The following is a 16,438-nucleotide window of genomic DNA, read 5'->3' on the forward strand; positions in this document are numbered from 1 at the left end:
TCTCACAGGTCGGTCCGGGGGTCGCTCCGGGACCGGACCCGTCACTGACCCATCGCGTGCACACCACCGTCGACGTGGACGATCTCACCCGTCGTGGCAGGGAACCAGTCCGAGAGAAGCGCCACGACGGCGCGCGCAGCAGGCTCCGCCGTCGTCTGGTCCCAACCCAGCGGGGCGCGCTGCGGCCAGGCGTCCTCCATGGTCGCGAACCCCGGGATGGACTTCGCGGCCGTGGTGCGGATGGGCCCGGCGGAGACGAGATTACACCGGATGCCGTGCGGCCCGAGGTCACGGGCCAGGTAGCGGTTCGCGGACTCCAGCCCGGCCTTCGCGACGCCCATCCAGTCGTAGACCGGCCAGGCGAACGAGGCGTCGAACGTGAGCCCCACGTAGGCGCCGCCCGACATCAGCGGCCGCGCCGCCTCGATCAGCGACTTGTAGGAGTAGGTGGAGACCTGGAGCGCCGTGGCGACGTCGCCCCACTCGGCCGCGAGGAAGTTGCCGCCCATGACCGACTGCGGGGCGAAGCCGATCGAGTGCACGACGCCGTCGATGCCGTCGACGTGCTCGCGCACGCGCTCCGGGAGCGCCGCGAGGTCCTCGTCGCTCGTGACGTCGAGCTCGACCACGGGCGCCGCGACCGGCAGCCGCTTGGCGAAGGCCTGCGTGAGCTTCATCTGGCGGCCGAAGGAGGTGAGCACCACATCGGCGCCCTCCTCCTGGGCGAGGCGGGCGGCGTGGAACGCGATCGAGCTGTCCGTGAGGACGCCCGTGACGAGGAGCTTCTTGCCGTCGAGCAGAGCCATGATGACCTTCCGGTTGTGCGGGGGGTGGAGCGGAGCGGGTGATGCGCGACGGGCCCGGGCCCGCCGGTGGTCTCGGTGCGTCAGTGCCCCATGCCGAGGCCGCCGTCGACGGGGATGACGGCCCCGGAGACGTACGCCGCGGCGTCGGACGCGAGGAAGCCGACGACGCCTGCCACCTCGTCGGTCGAGGCGAACCGGCCCGCGGGGATGCTCGCCTTGTACTGCTTCTGGGTGGCCTCGGGCAGCGCCGCGGTCATGTCCGTCTCGACGAAGCCCGGCGCGACGACGTTCGCCGTGATGCCGCGGCCGCCGAGCTCGCGGGTGATCGACCGCGCCATGCCGACGAGCGCGGCCTTGGACGACGAGTAGTTGACCTGCCCGGGGCCGCCGTACAGGCCGACGACCGACCCGACCAGCACGATGCGGCCCTTGCGCGCACGGATCATGCCCTTGGACGCCCGGCGCACGCAGCGGAAGGTGCCGGTGAGGTTGACGTCGAGGACGGTCTCAAACTCTTCGTCGCTCATGCGCATGAGGAGCTGGTCGCGCGTGACGCCCGCGTTGGCGACGAGGACCTCGACGGGGCCCAGCTCGCTCTCGACGGCGGAGAAGGCCGCGTCCACGGCGGCGGAGTCCGTGACGTCCGCGACGTAGCCGTGCACGCCGGCGGGGAGGTCGCCGCCGCGGTAGAGCGTCGCGACGGTGTCACCGGCCGCGACGAAGTGCTCGGCGATCGTGCGGCCGATGCCGCGCGCGGCGCCGGTGACGACGACGACCCGGCCCGTGGGACCGGCGCCGGCGGCGGGCGCCGGGGTGGGCTGGGAGGCGGGGGCGTCGGTCACGGGGTCTCCTCGGCGGTCTGCTCGTGGTCGCGGTCGGTGCTGGTGGGGTGCTGGTGGGGTGCTGGTGGGACGAGGTGCAGGTGGGACGACGGGCGCTGCCGCACGGCGGGTGCGGCGGCCGACGCCCTGGTGACGGTACCCCGACGCGGCGCTCCCGCAGGGTCGCGGCGCGTCACAGGTCCTCGCGGCCGTTTGTCGGATCCCTACAAGGCGACCGCCGTGCCGACCCGTCCGGGGCGGCCGCGGGCCCGCCGTAGACTGGCCGGGTGAGCAATGCCCGCGCGACCCCGCCGGGTCCGCGCCCCTCCGGGAACCACCGGCACGGCGGGGACCGCGGTGCCGAGGTCCCCTCCATCACCAGCGCCCCGGAGCCGCTGGAGGAGGACCAGGCGCGCCGCACCCGGCGCTACCTGGTGCAGATGGGCATCCGGATCGTCTGCTTCATCGGCGCCGTCCTCGTGGACGAGCTCTGGGTTCGCCTGGTGCTCGTCGCCGCCGCCGTCGTGCTGCCGTACTCGGCGGTGCTGTTCGCCAACGCCGGGCGCGACCGCGTCTCGTACGACACGTCGCCCGTGTCCGACGTCCCGCCCGCGGAGCTCCCGGGACCGCTCCCGGCACCTGACCGGCACGACCCTGCCGGGCCGGGGTCGTTCGACAGCGGTCACCGCGTCGTGGAGCACCAGGACGACGACGGTGACGACCGGGACACCCAGGACGACGCGCACACCCAGGGCGACGCGGGCGACCGGGACGGCGCGGGCGGCCCGACCGACGAGAACCGTGGAGGAGACCGCTGATGGACGTGCTCGGGACCGGGGCCGACGCGGTGGCAGGCGAGCTGGTCTGCTCCGCCAAGGGCTGCCGCGCGGACGCCGCGTGGGGCCTGCTGTGGAACAACCCGCGGCTGCACACGCCCGAGCGCCGCAAGGTCTGGCTGGCGTGCGACGACCACCGCGAGCACCTCGAGCAGTTCCTCGGGGCACGCTCCTTCTGGAAGCAGACGGTCCCGGTCGTGGAGCTCGACCGCGCGTGACCGCCTCCCCCGCGCCCTCGTCGGGCCGCTCCGCCGACCTGCCCGCACCCGCCGCCCCGCGCACGCGCCGGCAGTGGATCACCCTCGGCCTCGGCGCCGTGCTGCTCGCGGCGCTGTGCATCCTCGCCGCCGTCTGGCAGTGGCACCGGTACACCTGGCGCGAGGCCCAGATCGAGCTGGTCGAGACCAACTACGCCGCCGCCCCGGCCCCGCTCGAGGACCTCCTGCCCGAACCGGGCGCCGTCCTGCCCGCGCACGACGAGTGGCGCCCCGCGGTGGCCACCGGCACGTACCGGCCCGAGGACACCGTGCTGCTGCGCAACCGGCCCGTCGGCGGTCAGCCGGGCTTCCACGTCCTGGTGCCGTTCGAGACCTCCGGCACCGACGGCCGCCCGCTGGTCCTCGTCGTCGACCGCGGCTTCGTGCCCCTGGGCGAGGACGCGGGCAACCCGTCCTCCGTCCCCGACCCGCCGAGCGGCCCGGTCGAGGTGACGATGACCATGCGCCCCGACGAGCCCACCTCCACGCGGGGCACGCCCCCCGGGCAGGTCCAGGCCATCAACACCGCCCAGGTGCTCGCCGCCGGGCAGGACGGCGCAGGCTGGGCCGACGGGGCGACGGTCGGCGGCTACGGGCAGCTGCGCAGCGAGGACCCCGCACCCGCGACGGCCCTCGGCGCGCTGCCGGAGCCGGACACCGACCCGGGCTCGCACCTGAGCTACACCGTGCAGTGGTGCATCTTCGCGCTCGGCGCGCTCGGCGGGTACGTCGTGCTCTGGCGCCGTGAGACCCAGCCCGTGCGCGTCACCGCCGGCGACCTCCTGGCCGCGCAGGACGGGCAGGACCCGGACGGTTCCGGCCGCGTCGGCCCTGCTGGCCCTGCCGGCCCCTGGGGCCCGCGACGGCGGCGCGTGGACGAGGACTACGAGGACGCCCTGCTCGACGCCGCCGAGCAGAAGGACACCGCGCAGAAGGACGCCGCGCAGGGCGACACCGCCCGTCAGGCGAGGGACACGAGCTCCGCGTAGTCCGCCGACCACAGGTCCTCGTCGCCGTCCGGCAGCAGCAGGACGCGCTCCGGGTTGAGCGCCTCGACCGCGCCGTCGTCGTGGGTCACCATGACGACGGCGCCCTCGTACGTGTCGAGCGCGCCGAGGATCTCCGCGCGGGAGGCGGGGTCCAGGTTGTTCGTCGGCTCGTCGAGCAGCAGGACGTTCGCGCTGGAGACCACCAGCGTGGCGAGCGCCAGCCGCGTCTTCTCCCCGCCGGACAGCACACTGGTCGGCTTGTCGGCGTCGTCCCCGCTGAAGAGGAACGACCCGAGCACCGAGCGCACCTGCGTGTCGGTGAGGTCGGGCGCGGCGTGCCGCAGGTTCTCGACCACGGTGACGTCCATGTCCAGGGTGTCGTGCTCCTGGGCGTAGTACCCGATCTTCAGGCCGTGCCCCGGAACGACGCGACCGGTGTCAGGCTCCTCGACCCCGCCGAGGATGCGCAGCAGCGTCGTCTTGCCCGCGCCGTTGAGGCCGAGGATGACGACGCGGGAGCCGCGGTCGATCGCGAGGTCGACACCGGCGAAGACCTCCTGCGAGCCGTAGCTCTTGGACAGCTCCGTGGCGGTCAGCGGCGTGCGGCCGCAGGGCGCCGGCTTCGGGAACCGCAGGTGCGCGACCTTGTCGGCGCGTCGCTCGCCCTCGACGCCCGAGAGCATGCGCTCGGCGCGCTTCATCATGTTCTGCGCGGCGGTGGCCTTGGTGGCCTTGGCGCGCATCTTCTCGGCCTGGGCGACCAGGGCGCCGGCCTTCTTCTCGGCGTTGGCGCGCTCGCGACGGCGGCGGCGCTCGTCCTGCTCCCGCTGCTCCAGGTAGGCGTCCCAGCCGAGGTTGTACTGGTCGAGCTCGCCGCGGTTCGCGTCCAGGTGGAACACCTTGTTGACCGTGGCGCGCAGCAGGTCGACGTCGTGGCTGATCACGACGAACCCGCCGCTGTACGTCTTGAGGTAGTCGCGCAGCCACGCGATCGAGTCGGCGTCCAGGTGGTTCGTCGGCTCGTCCAGCAGCAGCGTGTCGACGCCGGAGAAGAGGATCCGGGCGAGCTCGATCCGGCGGCGCTGACCGCCGGAGAGGGTGTTCAGGGGCTGCGCGAGCACGCGGTCGTCGAGCCCCAGGTTGCTGGTGATGCGGTGCGCCTCCGACTCGGCGGCGTACCCGCCCGCGGCGAGGAAGCGCGCCTCGAGCTTCGGGTACCGCTCGAGCGCGGCCGTCTGGGTCTCAACGTCGGCCGACGCCATGAGGCCTTCGGTCTCGCGCATCTGCGACACGATGTGGTCCAGCCCTCGCGCGCTCAGGACGCGGTCCATCGCGACGACGTCGAGGTCGCCCGTGCGCGGGTCCTGCGGCAGGTAGCCGATGTCGGTGCCCCGGGTGATCTGTCCGCTCGTGGGCAGGGTCTCCCCCGCGAGCGTCTTGGTGAGCGTCGTCTTGCCCGCCCCGTTGCGGCCGACGAGGCCGATGCGGTCGCCCGGGGCGATGCGGAACGTCGCCTCGTGCAGCAGGGTCCGGGCGCCGAAGCGCAGCTCGACGCCGTGGGCGGTGATCAAGGCAGGGGTGTCCTTCGTCGGTACGGTGGGGGGCGGTGCCAGTCTACGGGCCGGGACCACCTCGCCACGAGGACGCCCGTCACACCCGCCCCGGCCGACGCTAAGGTGTGCGCGTGACCCTCCCCGACGCGCTCCCGGTGGACGCGCGCGCCCGCGCACGCGGCCCCGTCCGGTGAGCGCACCGGTGACGGCGGTCCCGCGGACGGCGTCCGCGCTGCTCGCGCTCCTCGTGGTGCTCCTCGGCCTCGGCGCCCGGCTGCTGCTGCCCGCTGCTGTCGGCGGCCCGGTCGGCGACGCCCTCTACGCGACGCTCGTGGTGCTCCTCGTCGCCCTGGTGCGGCCCCGCACGAAGCCCGCCTTCGCGGCCCTCGTCGGCCTCGTCCTGTGCGGCGCGGTCGAGCTGGCGCAGGCGACGGGGGTGCCCGCCGAGATCGTGGCGCGCGTCCCGGTGGCCCGCTTCGTGCTCGGCACGACGTTCGTCCCCACCGACCTCGCCTGGTACGCCGCCGGGGCCGCGGCCGGCGGGGCCGTCGTCGCCCTGGTCGCGTCCCGGCCCGCCCGGGTCGACGGCCGGCTGCGGCATGTCAGCGCCCCGCCGGACCGCCGTCGTCGGCGCGCCAGGGTCGTCGTGCCCGTCGTCGTGGTCCTGCTGCTCGGCGCCACGGGCGGCGCCCTCGCGTGGGTGCTGCACGACGAGGCGAGCGCGCTGACCACCGAGGTCGCCGTCGCGCAGGAGACCCTCGACGACTCGGCCGACCGGGTGGCCGACGACACCGTCCGCCCCGCCCTGGCCGCGTCGATCGACCGGGCCGAGGCCCTGCTGGGGGCCACGCCGCTGCTCGAGCGCCGCCCCGGCGACGCGGACACGCTGCGTGCCGAGCTCGCCCGCGACGCCGAGGCGGTGCAGCGCTCCCGCCTGGAGCATGCGCGCGCCCAGGTCACCGAGGCCCGCGAGTCCCTCGCCCCCGTGACCCGTCGGGCCGAGCAGGTCCTGTCGGCCGCCGCGAGGCTCGCGGCGGACGGTCAAGGGGCCGGCGACGCGGTCCGGACCAGCGCCGACGACGCCCTGGCCACCGCGCAGGACGCGCTGACCGCGACGTCCGACGAGGCGCTCGACTCGGTCGGAGCGGCCGGCGCGCCCGCCGTGGAGGCGGCCGCCGCCTCTCTCGGCGCGAGCCGCGACGACCTCGGCCGGGCGACGACCGACCTCCTGACCGCGCAGGACGCCGTCGTGTGCCCCGAGCCGGACCAGGTGTGGTTCCCGGAGACCGGCCGTCTCGCCGACGACCGGCTCGCGGAGATCCCGTGGGCCTCGGGCTACCGCGTGCGGTCCGACGTCCTCGACGGCCTCGTCGCCCTCGACGACGCCTACCGGGCCGAGTTCGGCACGCACCTGACGGTGAACTCCGCCTACCGCAGCCACGCGCAGCAGGTCGCGGTGTACGACCCGGAGCACCCGAACCCCCTGGCCGCGCCCCCGGGCTGCTCGAACCACGGCCTGGGCACCGCGGTCGACCTGAGCATGGGACCCGCCGGCTTCGACAGCCCCGCCTACGCCTGGCTGAAGAAGAACGCCGGGCGGTTCGGCTGGACGCACCCCGACTGGGCGGAGCCGGACGGCCGGCTGCCGGAGCCGTGGCACTGGCAGTCCGAGAAGACCCCCGTCGGGTACGGCTCCTGACCCGAGGTTGTGAGCGGGAGACACGCCCGCGACACGCCGGGACGCGGGGCCAGACGCCCGCTCACAGCGGGGGCGGGGTCAGGTCCCGGGCAGGGAGCGGACGTCCAGCGGGATCTCGGTGGCGCCGTCGCCGTCACGCTCCACCCGGAACGCGGGCCGTCCGGGCCGTTCGCACACGGCGTCGACGGCCACGCCGTCGACGAACCGGACGGCGGCGTACTCGTCCACCGCGTACCCGGCCGGGAGCGCCCCCGACGCGACCCAGCCCAGGTAGGCCTCGCGCCGGTCGGCCTCCCCCAGGTAGTGCGGGCAGGCGCTGCCGGGCAGCAGGCCGAGCCCGTCCTCCAGGGGCGCGAGCGGCCCGAACGAGTCGGTCGAGGAGGCCTCGAACCAGCAGTTCATGCCCGCGCTGATCCCCGCGAGCACCGTCCCCTGCGCGGCCGCCCGCGCGAGCAGCTCCGGCAGGCCGTGGCGCCGCCAGACGTCGAGGAGGTTCGCGGTCGAGCCCCCGCCGACGTACACGACGTCCTGCTCCAGCAGCGCGTGCGGGTCGGTGTACCCCCACGGCTCGCGGCAGAAGAGCGACAGGACCGACGTCCTGGCCCGACCCGCGAACGCCGCCTCGAACCGGCGGGCGTACCCGGCGTCGTCGCCGCTCGCCGTCGGGACGAAGCACACTCTCGGGGTGGCCTTGCCCGTGAGGTCGAGAAGGTGGTCGTCGAGGGCCGAGGAGCCGTCGTCCGACATCGAGAAGCCGCCGCCGCCGAGGGTGAGCACCGTGCCGTTCATGGCCGCACCCTAGCCAGCGCGACCCACGGGACGCCGGTCCTTTCCCGCGTCCTTCCCAGCAGGTCCACCAGGGGGCGGCCGCAGGCCCACCCCCGAGCGACCTACCGCCCACCGCCCTACCGTGTGCTCGTGACCTTCAACGACGGCGGACAGTTCGAGGGCGGACGCGTCCGCAAGGGTGGGCGAGGCCGGGGCGTCGCCGTCGGCGGCGGGATCGGCGCGGTCGTGGTCGCGCTGCTGGCCGTCCTCCTCGGCGGCGGGGACCTGGGGCAGCTCACGGACGCCCTGGGCGGCGCGGAGGGCGACGCGGGCGCGCCCGTCGGGGCGGGCCAGGAGCAGTACGTCGACGACTGCACGGCCCAGCAGGCGAACACCGACCGCGAGTGCCGGCTCTCGGCCACCGTCCAGTCCCTGGACGCGTACTGGGACACGGTCCTGCCCGCCCAGGCGGGCGTCCGGTACACGCTGCCGGAGGTCGTGAGCTTCTCCGGGTCGACGGCGACGGGCTGCGGCTCGGCCTCGAGCGCGACCGGTCCGTTCTACTGCCCGCCCGACCAGACGGTCTACGTGGACGTGTCCTTCTTCGACCAGCTCAGCGCCCAGTTCGGCGCCGAGGGCGGGCCGCTCGCCGAGGAGTACGTCGTGGCGCACGAGGTGGGCCACCACGTCGAACAGCTCACCGGCGCGATGGACGCCGCCGACCGGGGCGGCAGCGGCCCGGAGTCCGACTCGGTGCGGATCGAGCTGATGGCGGACTGCCTGGCGGGGATGTGGGCGGGATCTGCCGCGACCGAGGTCGACCCGGACACGGGGGTCACGTTCCTCGACAAGATCTCGCAGGACCAGCTGCGCCAGGCGCTCGACGCCGCGGCCGCCGTCGGGGACGACCACATCCAGCAGCAGGCGACCGGCCGGATCAGTCCGGAAGGGTTCACCCACGGCACGTCGGAACAGCGGGTGCGCTGGTTCAGCGTCGGGTACGACGGCGGCACGCTGAGCGACTGCGACACCCTGTCCGCGCGGCGGCTCTGAGCGCCCCCGGGCTGCAGCACCGCAGGTCAGAACCTACGATCCGAACATGGGTGACGGAGCGAACCAGCACACGATCCTCGTGACCGGTGCGTCCGGTCCGGCCGGCCGCACCCTCGGTGCCCAGCTCGCCGCCAGGCACGACGCGGGACGGCGCCACGTGGTGGGCGTCGACCTCGCCCCCAGCCCGGTGGCCGGCTACGCGGCGGTCGAGAGCGTCCCCGCCGCCGCCGACCCCGCCTACGACGCCGCGACCCTCGAGCTCCTGGCCCGCCACCGGCCCCGGCTCGTCGTCCCCACCGTCTCGGACGAGCTGCCGCGGCTCGCGGTCCTCGCGCGCGCGGCCGGGCTCGGGGACGCCGTCGTCCTGTCGCCGCCCGGCCCCGCCGCCGTCGCGGGCGACAAGCTCCTCACCATGTGGGCGCTCGCGCGCGAGGGCGTCGCGGTGCCCCGGCACGCGCCCGCCGACGAGGTGGCCTCCGCCGCCGAGGCGCTCGCGTGGGGCGACGCGCCGGTCGTGGTCAAGCCGCGGGTCTCGCGCGGCGGCCGGGGCGTGCAGGTGGTGGAGCATCCCGACGACCCGGTCTGGGCAGGCCTCGACGCGTCGTGGGTGGTGCAGGCCTTCGCTCCCGGGACGGAGTACAGCCCGCAGGTCTACCGGTCCCCCGCGGACGGCCGCTGCGTCGTCGTCGTGCTGGAGAAGACGGGGCGCAAGGAGGGCCGGGTCGGCAACGCGACCACCGTCGAGCGGCTGCCGGAGGGCGCGGTGCCGGACGTCGAGGACCTGGCACGGCGCACGGCCGAGGCGCTCGACCTCGTCGGCCCCCTCGACATGGACGTGCGGCGCCTCGCGGACGGCACCCCGGTGGTCCTGGAGGTGAACGCCCGGTTCGGCGCCGTGTCCGCGGGCGCGCCGGAGCTGCTGGACGCCGTCCTCGACGAGTGGCCGGGCCGGTCGTGACGTCCGTCCTGGTCGCCCTCGTCCTCGTCCTCGGTCTGTCGTTGCTGGTCGTGGGCCTCGTGCGGCTCGCGTTCGTGCCCGCCGCCCTCGTCTTCGAGGCGCGGCGCCGCCGCGACGACCCCGGGCCCGTCGGGTGCGGCCCCGAGTTCGACCGGGTCCCCCTGGTGAGCGTCGTCGTGCCGGCCTTCGACGAGGCGGTGGTCATCGAGAACTGCGTGCGCTCCGTCGTGCGCAGCGAGCACCCGGCGCTGGAGGTCGTGTGCGTCGACGACGGCTCGTCCGACGACACGTTCGCCCGGATGGAGCAGCTCGCGGCGGAGCACCCGCAGGTGCGCGCGCTGCGGCAGGAGAACGCCGGCAAGGGTGCGGCCCTCAACACGGGGATCGCGGCGGCGCGGGGCGAGATCCTCGTGCTCGTCGACGCCGACGGGCTGTTCCGCCCGGACACCGTCACCCGGCTGCTGCGCGGCTTCCGCGACCCCCGGGTCGGGGCCGTGTGCGGCAACGACCGGCCGGTCAACCTGGACCGCGTCCTCACGCGCCTCCTCGCGCTCATCAGCCACGTCGGCACCGGCCTGATGCGCCGCGCCCTGGACGTGCTCGGCTGCCTGCCCATCGTCTCGGGGAACATCGGCGCGTTCCGGCGCGAGGCCCTGGACCGCATCGGCCCGCTGCGCACCGACACGCTCGGCGAGGACCTCGAGCTGACGTGGCGCGTCCACCGGGCCGGGTACAGGGTGACGTTCGCCCCGGACGCGCTCGTGTACGCCGAGTCGCCGTCGACCCTGCGAGGGCTGTGGCGGCAGCGGGTGCGCTGGGCGCGCGGGCTGCTGCAGGTGACGGCGATGCACCGGTCGATGGTGGGCAACCCGCGGTACGGCGGCTTCGGGCTCTACCTGGCCTACAACACGCTCGCGCAGGTCGTCGCCCCGTTCGTCCAGGTGGTGGCGCTCGTCGTGCTCGCCGCGCTCGTGCTCGTGGACGGCCCCACCTGGCTGCCGTCGTCGTGGTGGGCCTGGGTCCTGCTGCTGGGGCTGCCGCTCTCGGTCGCGCTGCTGCTCCTCGCGGTGCTCCTGGACCGCGCCCCCGGCGACCTCCGGCAGGCGTGGACCCTGCCCCTGTGGCCGGTCTACTCGGTGATGATGACGCTGGTGGTGCTCGACGCCGCCCGGCTCGAGCTCGGGAACGCGGAGAACCGATGGAACAAGCTCGACCGCAGCGGGACGGTGTCGGTGCGCGGTCTCGTCGACGACGATGGCCCTGGGTCCTGATCGTCGTGCTCGCGCTCGGCGCGGCGGTCGCGGCCGCCGTCCTCCTCGCGCGCCCCTGGGAAGACGTCCCGCCCGCGATGCGGCCGGCCGTCGCCCCCGACGAGCGGCGGTCGGTCAGCGTGGACTTCGGCATCGTCACCGACCCCGGCACGGACTGGGCGGCGGTCGACCGCCACCTCGACGCCGTGGGTGCCAACGGCGTCGACCTCAACGCCGGCCGGGTCGAGTTCACCGCCTTCGACTGGCCCGCCCACCCCGACGTCGCGGCGGAGCCCGGCGCGGACCACCTCGCCCGCGCGGCGCGCGCCCTGCACACGAACGCGGACGGCTCCACGCGGCAGGTCGGGCTCGTCGTCGACGCGTACGTGCCCGAGTGGATCGCCGCCGACCCGTCCGTGGCCGGGCGCTCCCCCGACGGCAGCCCGTCGCCCTACCAGGCCTCGGCCACGCAGCTCACCACCGGCGAGGTCGGCGACCGCCTCGTCGCCTACGTGACGGCCCTCGGCGAGCGCTACGACCCGAGCCAGATCGCCGTCACCGAGCTCTTCCTCAACCGGTGCTTCGGCGACGACGACCTCGCGCTCTACCGGAAGATGACGGGGGCTGACGACTGGCCTCGCGACGCCGCGGGCATGATCGACCAGGACTCCCCCGCGCTCGCGACGTGGAAGGCGGAGGTGCTCGCCGGACTCCTCGGCCGGATGCGCGCGGCCCTCGACCAGGTGCGCGGCGGGGACGGCGCGCAGATCGAGCTCGCGATGGACGTCCGCGTCGACTGGGACGACCCCGCCGGCGGGGCGACCGGGAGCGGTCACGACTACCGGGTCCTCCTCGGCGCGGCCGACCGCCTGGTCGTGTGGGCGTACGTCGGTTCCGGGCACACGCCCGCCGACGTGGAGCGGGTGACCGCCGCGCTCGCGGGGGCGGGCTTCGACATGTCGCGCCTCACGATGTCGGTCGGCCTCTGGGCGGGCGGCGCCGACGCCGATCCGCCCCGGGCCATCTCCCCGGCTCTCATGACGCGGTCGATCGAGGCGGCCTCCACCCACGGGATCACGGCCGTCAACGTCACTCCCCTGTCGCACCTGTCCGCCGCCCACTGGACCGCCCTGGGGAAGGTCTGGGCAGGCTCGTGACCGTCCAGGACGATCAGCCGGCGCGTCAGCCTGCGCGGCCGACCGAACCTGCGAGGTCGGGCAGCACGACGTCGACCTCCGTGCCGTGCCCGAGCTCGCTGCGGATCGTCATCGTGCCGCCGTGGTCGTGCACGATCTGGTCCACGAGCGCCAGCCCGAGACCCACGCCCCGCACCTGGCGCCGCCGCGTGTCGCGGGTCCGGTAGAAGCGCTGGATCACCCGGTCGAGCTCGTCGGGGGCGATCCCGGTGCCGTCGTCCGCGACCCGCACCCGTGCCCGGCGGCCGCCGTCCGGGGCCCGGTCCGCGGTGACGACGATCCGGACGTCCCCGCCCCGCCGGCTGTACTTCACGGCGTTGCTCAGCAGGTTGTCGACCACCTGCCCGAGCCGGTCGGCGTCCGACAGGAGGGGCACGCGCGGGTCCCCCTGGACCTCCACGTCCACGCCCGCCGCTGCTGCGGTCGGTGCCTGGCTGGCGACGGCGTCGCGCGCCACCTGCACGACGTCGACCTCCTCGGCCACCATCCGGTAGGTCCCGGAGACGATCTGCGCGCTGGTGAGCAGGTCGTCCACCAGCGTCTGCAGACGGTGGGCGTTGCGCTCCACGACGGCGAGATACCCCCGCTGCTCCTCGTCCAGCCTGCTGCCGTCGAGCCGCAGCAGGTCGAGGTAGCCGAGGATCGACGCGAGCGGCGTGCGCAGCTCGTGGCTCACGAGACCGATGAACTCGTCCTGGGTGCGCTCGTCCTCGAAGCGGGCGGTCACGTCGGTCACCACGAACAGGTAGCCGGCGGGCAGCTCCGGGGCAGAGCCGCCGAGCGCCGGGCGCGGGGTCACGACGAACTCGAGGTGGCGCCGCCCCCCGTCGGGCAGGACGCAGACCCACTCGTCCACCTGCGTTCCGCCGGTGGCGGCGCACCCGACGAGCACGCGGTGCACGGCGTCCGGGCCGTGGGGGGCGCCCGGGGCAGCCAGCCGCTCCGCGAGCTCCTCGGGCGCGACGAACCGGTCCATCGGCGTGCCGAGCAGGTCTGCCTCGCGGCGCCCGAGCACCCGCTCCGCCCCGACGTTGACCGACACGACCGTCCCGGCCTCGTCGGTCGCGACGAACCCCTGCTCGGTCGCGGCCGCCATCATGCTGCGCAACGTGTCCCGCGAGTCCCGCAGCCGCTGCGCGCCGACCGCGAGGTCGTCCCGCGCGAGCGCCAGCTCCCGGGCCTGGCGGCGCGCCACCCCGACGATCCCGTGCGCCCCGACGGCGACGAAGCCGATGATGAGCAGGTCCACGAGCGCGTGCACCGCGGGGTGCACGACGTCGTTCTTCGTGATCGGCAGCAGGGACGGCACGAACATCAGCACCGCCGACCCGCACAGGGCCACCACCAGCCCCCAGGGGCCCGGTTGCAGGGCGAGGCTGACCACCGGCAGCACGAACAGGACGTGGAAGCTCGCCAGGGACAGCGTGGAGCCGATCGACAGCACGCCGATCGCCAGCATCTGAACCAGCGGCAGCACGTACCGCCAGGCGGTCGGCCACCGGTCCCAGCGGCCGAGGCTCCCCACGGCCTGCACGGCGACGACCAGGGCGGCCGCCAGGGCGACGAGCAGGCCGTCGCTGCCGATCCCGCTGGTCCAGTGGATCACCAGGACGAGCGCGAACGAGATGGTGAGCGGCAGCTGCCGCAGCCCGACCGCGTCGTCCGCGAACCAGGCCGTCCAGACCCGGCCGTAGACCTCCGCGATCCTCCCGGCCGTGCCGCGCTCCATCAGCCCGGCCCGTCCGCCTCGGGGCGCCAGACCCCTGCCTCGACCGGGACGCCGGAGTCCTGCCCGTCGACGGCGGGCACCGCGCGGACCCGGGAGGCCCGCGCGACGGTCTCGCTCGACCGCACCGTCTCGAGGGGCTCCACCTCGCGCGCCGGGCTGAACCGCGCCCAGTACCGGGCGGTGGCGCGCACCACGTCGGGCTGCATGTACTCCCGGTGGGCCTGCGACACGTAGGCGGCGAGCATCCGCAGCTTGGTCTCCACGAAGCCGTCCACGTCGACGAAACGGGTCGGTGCGAAGTCGACCGTGGCCGACGGGCTCTGGAAGCACCACAGGCTGGGGACCTCGCGGGCGGCGATCTGGACGGCGGCGTTCACCGCCCGGTGGTCCTGGTGCCGGTCGTGCGCGCTGTGGGTGTAGACCCGGTCGGGCACGACCTCGGCGACGACCTCCTCGATGGCGGTGATGGGGCCGGCGGCCGGGTCGAGGTGGGTGTCGGGGAAGTCGAGGTGCACGAGCCGCGCGCCCACGACGGCCGCGGCGGCGAGGGCCTCCTCGTGCCGGTCTGCGACAGCCCCGCCGACCGCCCCGCCCGAGAGCGTGAGGATCACGAGCTCGTCCCCGGCGGCCGCGTGCGCCGCCAGGGTGGCGCCGATGCCGATCTCGACGTCGTCGGGGTGCGCGCCCACCGCCAGCACCCGTTGCCGCGACGACTCCCGCTCGCGCCGCGCCCGCTGCGCCAGCTCCGTGGCGCGCTCGACGACGTGGGACGCCGTCACGGGCTTGACCAGGAAGTCGTCCGCCGCCTCGCGCAGCGCCGAGACCGCGTAGCTGACCGACGGGTGCGCGGTGACGATCATGATCGGCAGGGTCGGGTCGGTCGCCCGCACCTCCGGGAGGATGTCCAGACCCGAGCGTCCCGGGAGCTGGATGTCGCTCACGAGGATGTCGTAGGTCGCGGAGCGCAGCGCCCGCAGCGCCTGGTCGGCGTCGCCGGCGACGTCCACGTGCATCCCGCCGTAACGCTCCAGCGCGATGCGGAGGAACTCGGCCGCGTCTGGGTCGTCCTCGAGCACGAGCGCCCGGAATCGGTCGTCCGACAATGCTCCCCCTCGCGGTCCCGGTCTCGTCGTACCGTACGCGCCGGACGACCGGGACGCGCGAGGACGCGCACGTCAGGGGTCCAGGCGCACCCGCGGCGCCCGGGCCCCCGACGCCTCGGCCAGCCGGCGGCCGAGCTCGTCCGCCGGCAGCTCGGCGCGGGCGCCGGTGGCCGCGTCGGTCACGGCCAGGACGCCGGCCCGCGCCTCCCGTGGTCCCAGCACCGCGAGGAGCGCGTCCCGCCGCCCGCGGGCGAGCCGGACGCGGTTGCCGAGCGACCCGCCGGACTCGACGCGCACCCGCACCCCACGTCGCCGCAGCGCGCCGGCCGCCTCGGCGGCGGCCGCGGGGTCGTCACCCACCGGCAGCAGGCACACCTGCACGGGCGCCAGCCAGACGGGCAGCCGGCCCGCGTGCTGCTCCAGCAGGAAGGCGACCATGCGCTCCATCGAGCCCACGGTGCCGCGGTGGATCATCACGACGCGCTGCCGCGAGCCGTCCGCCGCGGTGTAGCCGAGGTCGAACCGCTCCGGCTGGTTCAGGTCGAGCTGCACGGTCGCGAGGGTCTCCTCGTGCCCGCGGGCGTCGCGCACCTGCACGTCGAGCTTGGGCCCGTAGAACGCCGCCTCCCCCGGGCCGTCGACCCACGGCAGCCCGGCCGAGGCGAGCGCGTCGCGCAACCGGTCCTCGGCGTCCGCCCACTGCGCGGGCGCGCCCAGCCAGCCGTCGGAGTCGTCGCTGCGCGAGAGCCGGACGTGGTCGAGCGCGATCCCCAGCACCTCCAGCACGCCGAGGACGGCGTCGAGGGCGGCCCGGACCTCGTCGGCCACCTGGTCGGGCCGGCAGAAGACGTGGGTGTCGTCGAGGTTGATCTGGCGTACGCGGGACAGACCGCTGAGCACCCCCGAGCGCTCCGCCCGGAACATCGATCCCAGCTCGTGGTAGCGCACCGGCAGGTCGCGGTGGCTGCGCGGCTCGGCGGCATACAGCTGCGTGTGGTGGGGGCAGTTGGCCGGCCGCAGCACGAGCGGGTCGTCGCTGCCGTCGTCCAGGTCGGGGAACATGTCGGCGGCGAACTTCGCCAGGTGCCCTGACCGCTCGAAGAGGGACCGCTTGCCGAGCACCGGGGTGTACACGGGCTCGCAGCCGCCCGCGAGCGCGACGTCCTCGGCGAGCCGCTCCAGCTCGCGGCGCACGGCGGCGCCGGCCGGCTGCCACAACGGCAGTCCGGGGCCGACCAGCGGGCTGGTGGTGAAGATCCCCATCGCGCGGGCGAGGTCGCGGTGGTCGAGGACCGCCGGCTCGGCGCCCGCGCCCGGGTCGGCGTTCAGGTCGGCGTTCAGGTCGGCGTTCAGGTCGGCGTTCAGGTCGGCGTTCAGGTCGGCGTTCAGGTCGGCGTTCAGGTCGGTGTTCACGTCGGTG

Annotated in this window: 15 protein-coding genes; 8 read left to right on the forward strand and 7 right to left on the reverse strand. The window is 75.1% G+C overall.

Annotated elements, in window-relative coordinates; all coding sequences use genetic code 11:
- Positions 1 to 41: 41 nt before the first annotated feature.
- Together fabI and fabG are read right to left on the reverse strand one after the other, a co-directional pair.
- A complete protein-coding gene (gene fabI / locus ACWGKI_RS01500) occupies positions 42 to 806 on the reverse strand; it encodes an enoyl-ACP reductase FabI (RefSeq protein ID WP_452184107.1) in 765 nt (254 codons plus the stop codon).
- An 80-nt stretch (positions 807 to 886) separates the two neighbouring features.
- Positions 887 to 1,648, reverse strand: a complete 762-nt coding sequence (fabG, locus tag ACWGKI_RS01505; protein ID WP_380241654.1) for a 3-oxoacyl-ACP reductase FabG — start codon at positions 1,646 to 1,648, stop codon at positions 887 to 889.
- 266 nt (positions 1,649 to 1,914) lie between these two features.
- Between fabG and ACWGKI_RS01510 the strand changes: the two genes are divergently transcribed.
- The 3 genes from ACWGKI_RS01510 to ACWGKI_RS01520 are packed head-to-tail and all read left to right on the forward strand — an operon-like array spanning position 1,915 to position 3,709.
- Entirely contained in the window at positions 1,915 to 2,445 is a 531-nt protein-coding gene (locus ACWGKI_RS01510; protein WP_452184109.1) for a DUF3099 domain-containing protein, read from the forward strand.
- Positions 2,445 to 2,681, forward strand: a complete 237-nt coding sequence (locus tag ACWGKI_RS01515) for a hypothetical protein (RefSeq protein WP_380241651.1) — start codon at positions 2,445 to 2,447, stop codon at positions 2,679 to 2,681. The genes ACWGKI_RS01510 and ACWGKI_RS01515 overlap by 1 nt, the downstream gene beginning before the upstream one ends.
- Entirely contained in the window at positions 2,678 to 3,709 is a 1,032-nt protein-coding gene (locus tag ACWGKI_RS01520) for an SURF1 family cytochrome oxidase biogenesis protein (RefSeq protein WP_452184111.1), read from the forward strand. Before ACWGKI_RS01515 ends, ACWGKI_RS01520 begins: the two co-directional genes overlap by 4 nt.
- Here the strand turns inward: ACWGKI_RS01520 and ACWGKI_RS01525 are convergent.
- On the reverse strand, positions 3,682 to 5,280 hold the full coding sequence (locus ACWGKI_RS01525) for an ABC-F family ATP-binding cassette domain-containing protein (RefSeq protein ID WP_380241647.1): 1,599 nt from the start codon (positions 5,278 to 5,280) through the stop codon (positions 3,682 to 3,684). The two genes, ACWGKI_RS01520 and ACWGKI_RS01525, sit on opposite strands and share 28 nt — an antisense overlap.
- 172 nt (positions 5,281 to 5,452) lie before the next feature.
- Between ACWGKI_RS01525 and ACWGKI_RS01530 the strand changes: the two genes are divergently transcribed.
- On the forward strand, positions 5,453 to 6,961 hold the full coding sequence (locus tag ACWGKI_RS01530) for a DUF2809 domain-containing protein (protein ID WP_452184114.1): 1,509 nt from the start codon (positions 5,453 to 5,455) through the stop codon (positions 6,959 to 6,961).
- Between the two features lie 78 nt (positions 6,962 to 7,039).
- Here ACWGKI_RS01530 and ACWGKI_RS01535 read toward each other — a convergent pair whose 3' ends face one another.
- Positions 7,040 to 7,750, reverse strand: a complete 711-nt coding sequence (locus tag ACWGKI_RS01535; RefSeq protein ID WP_452184116.1) for a Type 1 glutamine amidotransferase-like domain-containing protein — start codon at positions 7,748 to 7,750, stop codon at positions 7,040 to 7,042.
- 129 nt (positions 7,751 to 7,879) lie between these two features.
- Between ACWGKI_RS01535 and ypfJ the strand changes: the two genes are divergently transcribed.
- From ypfJ to ACWGKI_RS01555, 4 genes are read left to right on the forward strand one after another with little or no spacing between them, the layout of a single operon-like run.
- Positions 7,880 to 8,782: a KPN_02809 family neutral zinc metallopeptidase gene (gene ypfJ / locus ACWGKI_RS01540; protein WP_452184118.1), complete on the forward strand. Its 903-nt coding sequence runs from the start codon at positions 7,880 to 7,882 to the stop codon at positions 8,780 to 8,782.
- A gap of 46 nt (positions 8,783 to 8,828) precedes the next feature.
- Positions 8,829 to 9,740: an ATP-grasp domain-containing protein gene (locus tag ACWGKI_RS01545; RefSeq protein WP_452184119.1), complete on the forward strand. Its 912-nt coding sequence runs from the start codon at positions 8,829 to 8,831 to the stop codon at positions 9,738 to 9,740.
- Complete coding sequence (locus ACWGKI_RS01550; protein ID WP_452184121.1) at positions 9,737 to 11,011, forward strand: glycosyltransferase; 1,275 nt, start codon at positions 9,737 to 9,739, stop codon at positions 11,009 to 11,011. The genes ACWGKI_RS01545 and ACWGKI_RS01550 overlap by 4 nt, the downstream gene beginning before the upstream one ends.
- Positions 11,012 to 11,016: 5 nt before the next feature.
- Positions 11,017 to 12,147: a hypothetical protein gene (locus ACWGKI_RS01555; protein WP_452184123.1), complete on the forward strand. Its 1,131-nt coding sequence runs from the start codon at positions 11,017 to 11,019 to the stop codon at positions 12,145 to 12,147.
- Positions 12,148 to 12,172: 25 nt separating this feature from the next.
- On the opposite strand, the gene ACWGKI_RS01560 is transcribed toward ACWGKI_RS01555, so the two are convergent.
- The 3 genes from ACWGKI_RS01560 to ACWGKI_RS01570 form a co-directional block, all read right to left on the reverse strand.
- Entirely contained in the window at positions 12,173 to 13,915 is a 1,743-nt protein-coding gene (locus ACWGKI_RS01560; protein WP_452184125.1) for an ATP-binding protein, read from the reverse strand.
- Positions 13,915 to 15,018 (reverse strand): response regulator, encoded by a 1,104-nt coding sequence (locus ACWGKI_RS01565; RefSeq protein ID WP_380241632.1) that lies wholly within the window; start codon positions 15,016 to 15,018, stop codon positions 13,915 to 13,917. The genes ACWGKI_RS01560 and ACWGKI_RS01565 overlap by 1 nt, the downstream gene beginning before the upstream one ends.
- A 72-nt stretch (positions 15,019 to 15,090) precedes the next feature.
- A complete protein-coding gene (locus ACWGKI_RS01570; protein WP_452184127.1) occupies positions 15,091 to 16,431 on the reverse strand; it encodes an aminoacyl--tRNA ligase-related protein in 1,341 nt (446 codons plus the stop codon).
- Between the last annotated feature and the right edge of the window lie 7 nt (positions 16,432 to 16,438).

Source organism: Isoptericola sp. NPDC055881, from assembly GCF_053615895.1.

What these genes read in the sequence shown, in the direction of transcription:
- fabI (WP_452184107.1), bottom strand. Translation starts at nt 806, where the DNA reads ATGGCTCTGCTCGACGGCAAGAAGCTCCTCGTCACGGGCGTCCTCACG.
- ACWGKI_RS01515 (WP_380241651.1), top strand. Translation starts at nt 2,445, where the DNA reads ATGGACGTGCTCGGGACCGGGGCCGACGCGGTGGCAGGCGAGCTGGTC.
- ACWGKI_RS01535 (WP_452184116.1), bottom strand. Translation starts at nt 7,750, where the DNA reads ATGAACGGCACGGTGCTCACCCTCGGCGGCGGCGGCTTCTCGATGTCG.
- ACWGKI_RS01545 (WP_452184119.1), top strand. Translation starts at nt 8,829, where the DNA reads ATGGGTGACGGAGCGAACCAGCACACGATCCTCGTGACCGGTGCGTCC.
- ACWGKI_RS01560 (WP_452184125.1), bottom strand. Translation starts at nt 13,915, where the DNA reads ATGGAGCGCGGCACGGCCGGGAGGATCGCGGAGGTCTACGGCCGGGTC.